The 13,443-nt window shown below is 67.8% G+C and carries 12 protein-coding genes; 2 read left to right on the top strand and 10 right to left on the bottom strand.

Annotation, left to right across the window (positions count from 1 at the left end; genetic code table 11):
• Positions 1-194 precede the first annotated feature (194 nt).
• The 10 genes from RD110_RS01455 to RD110_RS01500 all read right to left on the bottom strand — a co-directional run bounded on the left by RD110_RS01455 (position 195) and on the right by RD110_RS01500 (position 10,744).
• Positions 195-1,232 carry a Gfo/Idh/MocA family protein gene (locus RD110_RS01455; protein ID WP_076195998.1) on the bottom strand — a complete coding sequence of 346 codons (1,038 nt, stop codon included), beginning with the start codon at positions 1,230-1,232 and terminating at the stop codon, positions 195-197.
• A 151-nt stretch (positions 1,233-1,383) separates the two neighbouring features.
• The gene (locus tag RD110_RS01460) at positions 1,384-2,289 is read right to left on the bottom strand and encodes an NAD-dependent epimerase/dehydratase family protein (protein ID WP_076196000.1); all 906 of its coding nucleotides are present in this window, start codon (positions 2,287-2,289) and stop codon (positions 1,384-1,386) included.
• 34 nt (positions 2,290-2,323) lie between these two features.
• Complete coding sequence (locus tag RD110_RS01465; RefSeq protein ID WP_076196002.1) at positions 2,324-3,517, bottom strand: ABC transporter substrate-binding protein; 1,194 nt, start codon at positions 3,515-3,517, stop codon at positions 2,324-2,326.
• Positions 3,518-3,577: 60 nt separating this feature from the next.
• The gene (locus tag RD110_RS01470) at positions 3,578-4,282 is read right to left on the bottom strand and encodes an ABC transporter ATP-binding protein (RefSeq protein WP_076196004.1); all 705 of its coding nucleotides are present in this window, start codon (positions 4,280-4,282) and stop codon (positions 3,578-3,580) included.
• A 109-nt stretch (positions 4,283-4,391) separates the two neighbouring features.
• Entirely contained in the window at positions 4,392-5,111 is a 720-nt protein-coding gene (locus RD110_RS01475; RefSeq protein ID WP_076196006.1) for an ABC transporter ATP-binding protein, read from the bottom strand.
• Complete coding sequence (locus tag RD110_RS01480; RefSeq protein ID WP_076196008.1) at positions 5,108-6,118, bottom strand: branched-chain amino acid ABC transporter permease; 1,011 nt, start codon at positions 6,116-6,118, stop codon at positions 5,108-5,110. The genes RD110_RS01475 and RD110_RS01480 overlap by 4 nt, the downstream gene beginning before the upstream one ends.
• Positions 6,119-6,131: 13 nt before the next feature.
• Positions 6,132-6,983, bottom strand: a complete 852-nt coding sequence (locus tag RD110_RS01485; protein ID WP_076196010.1) for a branched-chain amino acid ABC transporter permease — start codon at positions 6,981-6,983, stop codon at positions 6,132-6,134.
• 30 nt (positions 6,984-7,013) lie between these two features.
• Complete coding sequence (locus tag RD110_RS01490) at positions 7,014-7,826, bottom strand: SDR family NAD(P)-dependent oxidoreductase (RefSeq protein WP_076196012.1); 813 nt, start codon at positions 7,824-7,826, stop codon at positions 7,014-7,016.
• A 328-nt stretch (positions 7,827-8,154) separates the two neighbouring features.
• Complete coding sequence (locus tag RD110_RS01495) at positions 8,155-9,906, bottom strand: FAD-dependent oxidoreductase (RefSeq protein ID WP_076204225.1); 1,752 nt, start codon at positions 9,904-9,906, stop codon at positions 8,155-8,157.
• A gap of 7 nt (positions 9,907-9,913) precedes the next feature.
• Positions 9,914-10,744 carry a shikimate dehydrogenase family protein gene (locus tag RD110_RS01500; protein WP_076196014.1) on the bottom strand — a complete coding sequence of 277 codons (831 nt, stop codon included), beginning with the start codon at positions 10,742-10,744 and terminating at the stop codon, positions 9,914-9,916.
• A gap of 99 nt (positions 10,745-10,843) precedes the next feature.
• On the opposite strand from RD110_RS01500, the gene RD110_RS01505 reads away from it, so the two are divergent.
• Both RD110_RS01505 and RD110_RS01510 read left to right on the top strand, forming a co-directional pair.
• On the top strand, positions 10,844-12,667 hold the full coding sequence (locus RD110_RS01505) for an FAD-dependent oxidoreductase (protein WP_083686056.1): 1,824 nt from the start codon (positions 10,844-10,846) through the stop codon (positions 12,665-12,667).
• A 42-nt stretch (positions 12,668-12,709) separates the two neighbouring features.
• Entirely contained in the window at positions 12,710-13,336 is a 627-nt protein-coding gene (locus RD110_RS01510) for an NIPSNAP family protein (protein WP_076196016.1), read from the top strand.
• The last annotated feature ends 107 nt before the right edge of the window (positions 13,337-13,443 follow it).

The following is a 13,443-nucleotide window of genomic DNA, read 5'->3' on the forward strand; positions in this document are numbered from 1 at the left end:
AGGGTCTTTCAGGTTTTTTCCCGTTCGCCATGAGCTTGTCGAAGGGTGGGTCCGGGCATTGCGGGCTTCGGCGGGCTCAGCAGGTCCTTCGACAGGCTCAGGACGAACGGGGAGGGGGCTGAATTCCGTTCGCCCTAAGCCTGTCGAAGGGTTGGTTCGTGTCCTTCGACGAGCTCAGGGCGAGCCGAGGAGTTTCAGTCCCCGATCTGCACCGCCTCGCCGCTGGCCGCCGTTTCGTGGATGGCCAGCACGGCCTGCAGGCTGCGCATCGCATCCACGCCGCTGCACACGGGTTCCTCCTGGCCGCGGATCACTGCGTCGAAATGGCGCAACTGCTCGGCATACGGGTTGGTATCGTGCAGCGCGATGCGTTCCTGCGTCAAGGGCTGGTGCCAGCCGCGGTCGCTGCGGTATTCCCACACCTCCAGGCGCGGCAGCGTCACCGAACCGTGGGTGCCGGAGATGAAATGCGTGTTCACGTCCTGGCGCGGGTAGTGGGCCGACTCGCCCGCGGCCAGGTCCCAGTTCCAAGGCGCGGTGGTGCTGTCGGAGACGGTCATCGTGGCCAGCGCGCCGCTCTTGAAGCGCAGGATCACGGCGGCCGTGTCTTCCACTTCGAAGCCGCGCACGGCGTTGGCGCTGGCGGCCTGCACGCTGTCGATTTCGCCCATCAGGAAGCGCAGCAGGTCGATGTCGTGGATCAGGTTGATCAGGATCGGCCCGCCCCCTTGTCGCCGGCGCCAGGCCATATCGAAATAAGGATCGGGCTTGAGGAAGGTCGCCATGCCCGTGGCCGACACCAACTGGCCGAGCCGGCCGGACTGCACGATGCCGCGCGCCGCGCGCAGGATGCCGTTGTAGCGGCGCTGGTGGCCCACCAGCAGGACCTTGCCCGCCGCGTCGGCCGCGGCGCAGAGCCGGCGCGCATCGGCCAGGGTGTCGGTGATGGGTTTTTCCACCAGCACGTGGACGTCGGCGGCCAGGCACATCACGCCGATGTCGGCATGCGTGGCGTTCGGCGTGGCCACGATCACGGCGTCGGGCTTTTCGGCCGACAACATCGCCGCTACATCGGTGTGGTAGGGCACGCCGATCTGCGCTGCGAGTGTTTGGGCTGGCGCCGAGCCGTCGACGATGGCGACCAGTTCGAACAGCGCGTGGTCGCGCGCGAGCGCGATGTGGGTGCGGCCGATGGCGCCCGCGCCGATCACCGCCAGGCGAAGTTTGCGCATGCTGTTTTCCTTTCCTGTCTGTTGATATTTCGTATGGGCGACAGCTCCGCCCGTTCGCCCTGAGCTTGTCGAAGGGCCTGCTTGCTGTGGCCAAGGGCTTCGACAGCCTCAGCCCGAACGGAGGTTCGGGGTGACCTGAACCTTGAAAGCCTCAATGGGCGCCGTAATGCCGCAACGTGGCCGCGATGCCCTGCGTCAGCGGCGTCTTCTGCCGGCCGGGCAGGAACGCATCCAGGCCGTCTTCGGCGATGCCGTCGGCGATCGTCAGCGGTTTTCCTTGCGCGCGCAATTGCGCGGCCGGCGCCTGGCGGCGGATCTCGGCGATCACCTCGTCCATGGTCGCGGTGACGCCCACCATGTTGTAGACCGGCGCCCCCTGCACCGGTGTGAGGAGCGCCTGTACGAAGGCTTGCGCCACGTCGTCCACATACACCAGGCCGCAGGCGCCGGTGATGCCGATGGTGAACGGTTCGCCCCGGGCCGCCGCCCTGCAGGCCAAGCTCGGGCCGGCGCTGGCACCGCTTTCGCGGCCCGGGCCGTAGACCACGAACGGCCGGAAGCCGACGCTGGCGATGCCGCGCTCGCGCCAGTACGCCTGCGCCGAGCCTTCCACCGCGAGCTTGAACGCGCCGTAATGCGTGGCCGGCGCGGGATGCAGCGCATCGTCGGGGCCGAACACGCCGGCCGAGCTGGCGTAGACGATCTGGGCCATGCCCTGCGCGATGGCGGCGTCGAACACGTGCAGCGAGCCGATGAGGTTGATCTCGGCCCCCCGCACCGGCCGCGCACTGCAGTCTGGCGTGAGCACGCCGGCGAGGTGGATCACGCCGTCGCAGCCGTCCATGGCCCGCGCCACGTCGTCGGCCCGGCTGATGTCGCCCACCTGCCAGTCGAGCGCATCGGCCACCGGCGCGCCGTTGATGGCGGCCACGGTGTCGCGCCGCGCGTGGATGTCGAACACCCGCACGGCGATGTGCTGCGCCAGCAGCCGGCGCACGATCCACGCGCCGAGAAAGCCGCTGCCGCCGGTGACCAGCACCTTCTTCAGCTGTCGCATGTCGTCTCCTTGAAAGCGGCCGTGCCGGAGCGCATCAGGACATCTTGCACAGCGGCGAGGGTGGCGGCGTGAGCGAGGGCTCGAAGCGCGTCTCGATCACCGGGCGCAGCACGCCGTCCACCACCTTGGCGCGGCCCATGTAGTTCGGCATCACCAACTGGTTGTCCGCCGCGCGCATCGTCAAGGTGCCGTACACCGTGTCGATCTTCGCGCCGCTCAGGGCCTTGCTCACGTCTGCGGGCTTCACGCTCTTGGCCAGTCGCACGCCGTCGAACATCACCTGCGCGCCGTTGTAGGCCTGGCCTTCGTTGTCGGTGGGCAGGCGGTTGAACTTGGCCTTCCAGGCGGCGACGAAGCTCTTGTTCAGCGGCGAGTCGATCTCGGGCGTGTAGGCGGTGTTGCCCTGCGTGCCTTCGAGCGCCTTGTCGGTGGCCGTGATCATGAAGTTCTGGATCAGCGCATGGCCGATCAGCTTCTTGGCCGGGATCAGGCCGAATTCCTGTGCCTGCTTGACGAAGGCGATCGCGTCACGGCCGGTCTCGGCCACCCAGATGGCTTCCACGTTGGCGGCCTTCAGCTGTGCGATGTAGGGCGAGAAGTCCTTGGTGCCCAGCGGCGCGTACAGCGCCAGCGGCACGCTCTTGCCCGCGGCTTCGGCGGCCTTCTTGAAGGATTCGCCCGAGTCGCGGCCCCACACGTAGTCGGCGGCGAGGATGGCGAAGGATTTTTCCTTCAGCCCCTTGGCCAGCTCATTGATCATGGCGATGTCCATCGCGTCCGAATGGTTGGTGCGGAAGCTGCGCGGCTTGCAGGTGTCGCCGGTGAGCTTGTCCGACTTGCTGGCCACGGCGAAGTAGGCCGCGTCCCAGCGGTCCAGGTTTTGGGCGATGGCCAGCGAGATGGAGGAGGGAATCGCGCCGATCAGCAGGTTGTAGCCGTCGCGCGCCATCTTCTCCGCTACGCGCCGGCCGGCGTCGGGCGTGCCTTCGTCGTCGCCGGTGGTGATCTCCACCTTGCGGCCGTCCACGCCACCCTTGGCATTGGCTTCGTCCACCGCGAACTGAACGGCCCGCATCACCTCCTCGCCCTGCTGCGCGAACACGCCGGACTTGGACGACACCAGGCCGACCTTCACCGGCTCCTTGCCCTGCGCCAGGACGGCGAAGGGCAGCAGACCGGCGACGGCGAGGGCTGCGAGCGAACGTGGCAGGGTTTTCATCTTGAACATGCTTGTGTCTCCTGAATCAAAGTGCCGGAATCGGTCCGGCCGCCGCTTGGAAAACCAGGGTTAAACCATCACGTGGGCTTCGAGGTCGTGCAGGCTTTGCTTGGTGTTTTCGACCTTGCCTTGCGCCACCACCGAGCCCTTGGCCATGGCGCAATAACGTTCGGCCACACGTACCACCAGGCTCATGTTCTGTTCGATCAGCAGCAAGGCCGTGCCCTGCGCCGCAACCTGGTTGAAGATCACGCCAAGCTGGTCCACGATCACCGGCGCCAGGCCTTCGGTGGGCTCGTCGAGCAGGATCAGCGCCGGATTGGCCATCAGCGCGCGGCCCACGGCCAGCATCTGCTGTTGGCCGCCGGAGAGCGCCGTGCCCGGCGTGTGGGCGCGCTCCTGCAGGATGGGGAACAGCTTGTAGATCTCGGGCACGCTCCACGGCCCCTTGCGGCCCACGGCGGCGCCGAGCTGCAGGTTCTCTTCCACCGTGAGGTTGGCCACGATGCGCCGGCCCTGCGGCACCACCACCACACCGTTCTGCGCGGCGAGGTAGGGCCGTGGCCGCGGCAAGGTTTTCGCGCCGAGGCCGATGCGTCCGCCACGCATCGTCGCCAGGCCGAGGATGGTGTTGACCACCGTGGTCTTGCCCACGCCGTTGCGGCCGATCAGGGCCACGCGCTCGCCGGGATTCACCGTGAGGTTCATGCCGTGCAGGATGTGCGCGGAACCGTAGAACGCGTTGACATCTTCAAGTTTCAACAAGGCATTCATGCGCCACCTCCGTTACGTTGCGTGGTTGATCCACGTGAAGCTAGTCGGTGGCTGGCAGCCTTCGCACTATTGCCGATCCCCGCCGTGCGGGGCCCCTCGTCAAGTGTGCTCATGCTGCGCTCCCCAGATAAGCTTCCCGCACACGCGGATCGGCGCGCACGGCGGCCGGTTCGCCGCTGGCGATCACGCGGCCGAGTTCGAAAACGGTGACGGCGTCCGAGATGCCGAACACCACGTCCATGTCGTGCTCCACGAGCAGCACCGACACGTCCCAGCGCGAGGTCAGCGCCTTCAGGTGCTTGGCCAGGTCGTGCGATTCCTTCACGGAAAGACCGGCCATCGGCTCATCGAGCAGCAGCACGCTGGGCCGGCCCACGAGCGCCAGCGCCAGGTCGAGCCGGCGCTGTTCGCCGTAGCCCAGGTCTTCGGCGGTGACCTCGGCCAGCGGCATCAGGTCGAGCTCCTGCAGCACCGCGTCGGCGTCGGCCTCGGAATCGGCCACGCCCATCTTGTGCGAGGCCAGTTCCACCTGCTGGCGCACGCGCATCTGGCCGAAGATGCTGGTGCGCTGGAAGCTGCGCGACAGGCCGCGCATGCGCCGCTGCGTGGCGCCCAGCGCGCTCACGTCCTGGCCGCCGAGTTGCACCGAGCCGCGCGTGAGCGGCACCCGGCCAGTGATGGCGTCGATCACCGTGGATTTGCCCGCACCGTTGGGGCCGATGAGGCCGCGGATCTGGCCGCGCTGCAGGGTCAGCGAAACGCCGTCCACCGCCTTCACGCCGCCATAGTGGATGGCCACGTCGGTGGCCTCGAGGACATAGTCGCTCATTGGAATACCTCCGTGCTGTGCGCTGTTGCGGGTGCGGCGGATTGCATCGCCGGCTTCTTCTTGCCCAGGAACAGCCGCTTCAGCGCACCTGCGATGCCGGTCGGCGAGAACACGATCACAGTGATCAGCGCCACGCCGAAGATGGCCATCCAGTGGTTGGCGTAATCGCCGAGGATGTCCTTGGCCAGGAAGTACACGACGGCGCCGATGGCCGGGCCCCACAGCGCCTTGTAGCCCCCCACCACGACCATCATCAGCGCCACGCCGGACAGGCTCCAGTGCAGGTTCTCCGGCGAGACGAAGCTGGTGTTCAGTGCCGAGAGCAGGCCGGCCACGCCGGTGACGGTGGCCGACAGCGCATAGATCGCGGCACGCGGCACCAGCGTGCGGATGCCGATGAAGCGCGCACGCTCCTCGTTGTCGCGCACGGCCTCGGTGATGCTGCCGAAGCGGCTGCGCAGCAGCAGGGCCAGCAGCCCCATCACCACCACCATCGCCACCCAGCACAGCAGGAACATGCTGGCCGGCTTGAGGATGGCCGAGATCGGCACGCCGAAGAGTGTGGACGGCCAGTCGATGTTCATGCCGTCGGCACCGCCGGTGATGCCGCGCGCCTTGGACGCGGTGAGGAAGAACATCTGGCCGATGGCCAGTGTCAGCATGCCGAAGGCCACACCCGGCACGCGCACGATCACCAGGCCCACCAGGAAGGCCAGCACGGCGATGGCGGCCAGCGTGAACAGCAGTGCCGCCTCGGCCGGCATGGCCTTGGCCTGCAGGATCATGCCCATGGCGTAACCCGAGCCGCCGAAGAACAGCGCGTGGCCGAAGCTGGCCATGCCGTTTTGCCGCAGCAGCAGGCCCACGCCGCTGGCGAACACCGCGTAGATGATGGCCTGGGTCAAAAGCGACAGCGCCGTGTTCGACGTGACGGTGGCCGCGACCACGCCGCCAATGGCGAGCGCGGCGACGGTGTTGAGCCCGATTCTGGAGATGGAAGATGTCATGTGAAACTCCGATTCAGGTCCGGCTTCCGGCCAGGCCAGAGGGTTTCCAGATCAGGATGAAGACCATGATCACGAAGGGCAGCACGGCGGCGAAATCGGGGATGTAGACCGCGCCGAGCGCCTGCACCATGCCCAGCGCCATGGCGGCGATGAAGGCACCGATCAGCGAGCCCAGGCCGCCGATCACCACCACCACGAACGAGTCGATGATCACGTCCGCGCTCATCGACGGCGACAGCGACAGGAAGGGTGCGGCCACCACGCCGGCCAGGCCCGCCAGCGCGCAGCCCAGGCCGACCACGCCGGCGCTCAGCACATCGGTGTTCACGCCCTGCATGGCGGTGGTGGTCGGGTCGGTGCTGGCGGCGCGCACGAACAGGCCGATCTTCGAGAAGCGCAGCCACAGGCTCAGGCCCAGCGCCACCATGGCGCCCACCGCGATCACGCCGATGCGGTAGGCCGGGAGCTGGGTGCCGAAGATCTCCACCGAGGTGTTCAGCAGTTCGGGCGCGGCCACGGAGAGGTTGCTCTTGCCCCACACCGTCTGCACGAAGTCTTCGATGATCAGCAGCAGGCCGAAGGTGACCAGCACCACGGAGAGCGGATCGCGGTCCTGCAGCAGGCGAAAGCCATAGCGGTCGAGCAGGATGCCGAACACCGCCATCAGCGCCGGCGCGGCCACCAGCGCGACCCAGAAGTTGCTGTGGCTGGCGATCGAATAGCCGAGGTAGGCGCCGAGCATGTAGAGCGAGCCGTGCGCGAAATTGACCACGCGGCGCAGGCCGTAGATCAGCGCCAGGCCCGAGCACATCACGATCAGCAATGCGCCGTACACCAGGCCGTTGAACAGGTTGATGGCAAGCATCGTTGTCTCCGGAGTTGAAATTCTTGGAACTCAGGCGCCGAGCGCCGCGAGCTGTGATTCGGTGGCGCCGAAGGCCGACCAGCCGCCGTCCACGGGCAGCGTCGCGCCGGTGATGTAGCTCGCACGGGGCGAGGCGAGGAAGGCGATGGCATCGGCGATCTCGGCGGGCTGCGCCATGCGGCCCATGGGCGTGCGGTGCGCGATGCCGGCGGCGTCGATGGCGCCTTTTTCTTCGAGTTCGATCAGCAGCGCCGTGCGCACATAACCCGGCGCCACGGCGTTCACGCGGATGCCGTCGCGCGCCCACTCGCTGGCCATGGCACGTGTCATGCCGAGGATGCCGGCCTTGCCGGCGCTGTAGGCGTTGCGCGTCGGCAGGCCGCCGGTGCTGGCGATGGAGCCGAGGTTGACGATGGCACCACGGCCCAGGCCGTCGATCGGCGCGGCCTGCAGCATGCGCCTGGCCACGGCCTGGCTCATGAGGAAGGCGCCGCGCAGATGCACGGACAACACACGGTCGAAGGCGTCCACGTTCTGGTCCACCGTGGCACCGGTCTGGTCGCCGATGCCGGCGTTGTTGACCAGCACCGCGATGCGGCCGAGCTTCGCCGCAACTTCTGCCACGGCGGCTTCGACACTCGCCGCTTGCGTCACGTCGCAGGCGATGCCGAGGTGTTGCGGGCCGAGTTCGGCGGCGCGCGCCGTGGCGGCCTCGGCGCGCAGATCGAGCAGGCCCACGCGGTAGCCGTCGGACGCCAGGTGTTGCGCCGTGGCCCAGCCGATGCCGTCGGCGGCGCCGGTGACGATCGCGGCCAGGCCGCTGGTGCACGGGTGATCGGGCATGTGTTGTCTCCTCGGAAATGGATGAGTTCGGCCCTGTTGGCGGGTCTTCTGAAGCTGCTGAATTCTGGTTCCTGGCTCGTTTTTTTCCTTCGACGATTCAGGCCAGAAACAGGACATTTCATGCATCCTCGAGGAGGTGTTTTCCCCTAGCCAGGCTGTCGGCGGACACGACAAAACCGCAACTCGCGTCGAGCTGAATTAACTGGCCGTTCGGTCTGTATCAACGACCGTTCGGGCTGAGCCTGTCGAAGCCGTGGTGCCGACTCAGGCCCTTCGACAGGCTCAGGCCCTTCGACGGGCTCAGGATGATCGGTGCCCTTCGACAGGCTCAGGGCGAACGGAGGTTGGTGGCCGCGCGTGCGCCCGCGTGTTTCGCCGCGAGATAGCCGAAAACCAGCCCCGGCCCGATGGTGATGCCCGGTGCGGTGTACACGCCGCCCATCACCGACTGCATGTCGTTGCCCACGGCGTAGAGGCCGGGGATGGGTTGTTCGTCCTGGCCGAGCACACGCGCGTCGGCATCGGTGGCAAGGCCGGTGGCCGCGCCGATGTCGCCCGGGTAGAGGCGTATCGCGTAGTACGGCCCTTGCGCCAGGCGGCCGAGGTTCGGGTTCTTGCCGCCGCGCGTCGCGTCGCCGATGTTCTGCTGGTAGGCCGTCACGCCGCGCTGGAAATCCGGGTCCACGCCGCTGTCGGCGTAGGCATTGTTCTTGGCCACGCTGGCCTTCAGGCCCTCGGCGTCGATGCCGAGTTTCTGCGCGAGTTCGTCCAGCGTGTCGGCCTGCACCAGGTAGCCGTCGGCCAGGAAAGGCGCCAGGCCCTTGCCGCCGGGCCGCACCATGCCCATGCCGTACTGGGCCAGTGCCTGGGCGTCGGCGATCATGTAGGCGGGGATCGAGGGCACGGTCTTGTGCGCCTGCTGCATGGCCAGGCCGAACAGGTGGTACGAGGTGCTTTCGTTGACGAAGCGCTCGCCCTTCTGGTTCACCGTGATCATGCCGGGCTTGGCGCGGTCCATCACGAAATGCGGGAACGCGGCGCTGCTGCCGTCCGCGCGCTTGCGCAAGGACACCGGCGCCCAGAAGGCGTGGCTCGCGCCATCCTTGCCGTAGTGCGCGCCGAGCTGCTTCGCCAGCCCATGCGCCTCGCCGAAGTTGACCGGTGCCGTGGGCGACCATTCGGCCGGCACGCCGGGGATCATCTCGCTGCGCAGTTGTGCATGGCGGTTGAAGCCACCACTGGCAAGGATCACGCCGCCGCGCACGTTCACCGTGCGGCGCTGGCCTTCCTGGATCAGCAGCACCGATTCCACGCCTTTTGCACCTTCCGCGCCGCGCACCAACTGGCCGAGCGAGGTGTTCAGCAGCAGCGAGACATTGCTGCGCTTGGACAGCGACAGCAGCAGCCGGCCGACCAATGCATTGCCCATCACCAGGCGGGTGCCGCGCGGATGGCTGAGCCGGTCCATGCCGTGGCGCGCGATGATCTTCACCGCGTGTTTGAACGAGGCCATCGACTTGCCGAGCGCGAGCAGGTGGTTGATGTCGGTGCGGTCCACCATCATGCCGCCGAGCACGGTGAATTCGGGAATCGGCGGGCGGATCAGCTTGAACAGTTCGCCGAGTTCGCGGCCGTCGAAGGGCAGCGGCTCGAGTGCACGCCCGTTGAGGGTGGAGCCACCCAGGTCGGAGATGTAGTCGGGGTGTTTCGGGTAGGGCCGGTAGTGCAGGTCGGAGTGGTCCTCGACGATGTCGACCGCCGTCTTCCCGTTCTGCAGGAAGGCCTGTCGCAGTGCTTGCGGGCTGTGGCTGCCCACGGCGTTGTCGAGGTAACGCGCGGCCTCCTGCAAGCTGTCGTTCGGGTTCACCTTGGCGGCGTGGCGCGTGCCCGGCACCCAGGTCGTGCCGGCGGAAACGGCCGTCGTGCCGCCCACGTATTCGCTGCGTTCGACGAGCAGCACCTTCTTGCCGTCGATGGCGGCGAACAGCGCGGCCGACATGCCGGCGCCGCCGGCGCCGATCACCACCACGTCGAAATCCGCGGCCTCGGGCAGCGCGGCCAGGGAGGAAAGCAATTGCATCTTCATCTCAGTCTTCCAGCAGGAAATCAACCATGAGGTCGCGCACGCGGCCGAACATGTGGGCGCCCGTCATGGTCTTGCAGCCCTTGGCGCGCGCAGCGGCGATCAACGCGGTGACGGCCGGCGCCGTGATCACGCAGCCGACGAACATGTCGCCGGTGATGCGGCCTGCATCCAGCGGATACGGATCGGTCTCCTTCATGCCCACGGGCGTGGCGTTGAGCACCACGTCGAAACCGGTCGGATCGGCGCTGCCGTGCGCCACCGGGCAGCGGCCCAGGCCAGCCAGGCGATCGACCAGGGTGGTGCGGCGCGCGGCGTCCTCGTCGTAGATGGCCAGTTCGCGCACGCCGGCCATCACCAGCGCATGGGCGATGGCCGAGCCGGCGCCGCCCGCGCCGACCAGCAGCACCTTCTTGCCTGCGGGTTCGCAGCCGTTGTCCCGCATCGCGGCCACGAAACCCTGGCCGTCGAACATGTCGCCGTGCCAGCTGCCGTCGGCATTGCGGCGCATGGTGTTCACCGTGTGCAGGAAAGCGGCGCGGTCGGAGGTGGTGGCACACAGGTCGAAACAGGCGAACTTGTGCGGCACGGTGACGATCACGCCGTCCACATTGCGCGCCAGCGACACGCCGGCCAGCCAGGCCGCCAGGTCGGCCGGTTTCACGTGGGCCGGCATCACATAGGCGTTGTGGCCGCGCGCGTGGTAGGCCTCGCTCACATCGCTTGGCGATTTCACCTGGGCGATGGGGTCTCCGACGATGAAGTGCACACGGGTCGCGCCGCTCAGTGGGTGGTGCAGGGCACGGGGGGATTCTTGCAAGGCTTCAGCGTTCATGTCGGCAGGGGATGGATGGTCTCGGTGCCCGCATCTTAGTTAAAACTGGAATATTATTCAAGTATGGAATAGTATTTTGAAAAGGCATAGAATTTGGCCATGCCCGCGCCTTCCTCATCTGCACCCATTGCCACGCACTGCGATCTACTGGTCATTGGCTCCGGCGCCGGTGGGCTGTCGGCGGCCGTCACGGCGGCGCATCTGGGCTTGAAGGTGCTGGTGGTGGAGAAGGAGGCGCAATATGGCGGCACCACGGCATGGTCAGGTGGCTGGATGTGGATTCCGCGCAATCCGCTGGCCGTGGCGGCGGGCATTGTGGAAGACCCGTCCGCGCCCCTGGCCTATCTGCGGCGCGAACTCGGCGCCCATTTCGACGAAGCTCGGGCGCAGGCCTTTCTGGAGAATGGCCCGCGCATGGTCGAATTCTTCCAGGCCAACACCGCGCTGCGGTTCATCGACGGCAACGGCATCCCCGACTTCCACGGCCGCACGCCGGATGCCGGGCTGGGCGGCCGTTCGGTCTGCGCCGCGCCGTTCGATGGCCACCGGCTCGGCGACAAAATCCATGCCCTCAAACCGCCGCTGTATGAGACCACGCTCTGGGGCATGGGCATCGCCTCGGGTGCGGAGCTGCGGCATTTCCTGAATGCAATGCGCAAGCCGGCGTCCTTCTGGCACGTCACCAAGCTCGTCTTGCGCCACTGGCGCGACCTGCTGCTGCACCGGCGCGGCATGCGGCTGGTCAACGGCAATGCGTTGGCCGCCGCCCTGGCCGCCTCGGCGTTCGAGGCCGGTGTCGAGATCCACGTGAACAGCCCCGCGCGTCGCCTGCTGATGTCGCAGGGCCGCGCCGTCGGCGCGGTCGTCGGCTCGGCGGGAGGCGACGTGGGAATCCAGGCCCGTTGTGGCGTGGTGCTGGCCTGCGGCGGCTTTCCCTTCGATGCGGCACGCGCCAAGGCCTTGCTCCCCCATGCGCCCACCGGCACCGAACACTGGTCGGCCGCATCGCGCGGCAACACCGGCGACGGCCTGCGGCTGGGGGAGGCCGCCGGTGGCGCCGTGGCGCGCGACCTGAAGGAGGCCGCGGCCTTGGCGCCGGTGTCGCTGGTGCCGCGCAAGGACGGCAGCGTTGCGCATTTCCCGCACCTCATCGAACGCGCCAAGCCGGGGCTGATCGCCGTCACCCCGGCCGGCCAGCGCTTCGTCAACGAAGCCGACTCCTATTACGACTTCATGCACGGCCTCCTCGAAGCCACGCCGGCCGGCCAGCCGGTGCAGGCCTGGCTGGTCTGCGACCACGCCTTCATCCGCCACTACGGCCTGGGCGCTGTCAAACCCGCGCCGATGCCCATGGGCGCGATGCTGAGAAACGGTTACCTGCGTCGCGGCGACACGCTGGCTGCCCTGGCCGAAAACTGCGGCATCGACGCGGCCGGCCTGCAGGCCACCGTTGCGCGCTACAACACCATGGCCCGCGAGGGCCGCGATGCCGACTTCGCCAAGGGCGAGACGCCCTACAACCGCATCCAGGGCGACGCCGCCGCCGGCTGGCCCAACGCCTGCATGGCGCCGCTCGAAAAAGGCCCGTTCTACGCCGTGCGCGTGGTGCCCGGCAGCCTCGGCACCTTCGCCGGCCTGAAGACCGATGCCAACGCGCGGGTGCTCGATGCACAAGGCCAACCGATTGCCGGGCTGTACGCCGGCGGCAACGACTTGAACAGCGTGATGGGTGGCAACTACCCCGCCGGCGGCATCACGCTGGGCCCGGCCATGACCTTCGGTTTCATCGCCGCACACCACGCGGCATTTGGCACACCCCCAGGTTGTGCACTTCGTGTCGCGCCCACCCCCTTGCAGGGGGCGACACCAGTGGCCTGGCAGAGCCAGTTCCACGGTGTCCCTGGCGAAGACAAGGTCGCCTGACCGATTGCTTCGAATTCAACCATCATTCACCAAGGACTCTCGATGTACTACGAACTCGCCACCATGACCCTGCCCTTCGGCACCGCCGGCCAGGCCGCCACCAACGTCCAGGCCTACGCGAGCGGGCCCGACGCCAAGGGCGAGTTGCTCGGTTGCTGGTTCACCGACATCGGCCAGCTCAACCAGATGATCGTGCTGCGCGGCTTCGACGACCTGGCCGCGCTGCAGGCTGAACGCGAGCGCACGCAGCAAAGCGCCGACCCGTTCGGTTGCGGCGCCATCTTCCAGAGCCTGGAACAGCACAGCTACCAGGGCTTCGGCTGGATGAAGCCGGTGCGGCCGTCGGCCGAGTCGGGCATCACCGGCCCGGTCTACGAAATCCGCACCTACGGCATCAGGCCCGGCGGCGTGCAGGCCACCATCGACCTGTGGGAAGGCGCCGTGCCCGCGCGCGAAAAGATCTCGCCCTGCGTGGTGGCCATGGTCGCGCTCGACGGCCCGCTGCGCTTCACCAACATCTGGGCTTATCCCACGCTCGACGCGCGCAGCAAGGCCCGCGCCGACGCCGTGGCCCAAGGCATCTGGCCACCCAAGGGCGGGCCGGCGCATCTCACCACCAACATGGTGTCGACGATCGCGCTGCCGACGGCGGTTTCGCCGCTGAAGTAGGCGCTGCGCCGCCCGGCGGACATGGCGATGCCGTTGCGGCGTCGTCAGCGGCTACATTCGGTTCTGAACCGAAACCCTGGCGACCGGCGCGGACCGGGCGCGATGCC

Origin of the sequence: Rhodoferax koreense (assembly GCF_001955695.1) — a bacterium.
Taxonomy (GTDB): Bacteria; Pseudomonadota; Gammaproteobacteria; order Burkholderiales; family Burkholderiaceae_C; genus Rhodoferax_B; species Rhodoferax_B koreensis.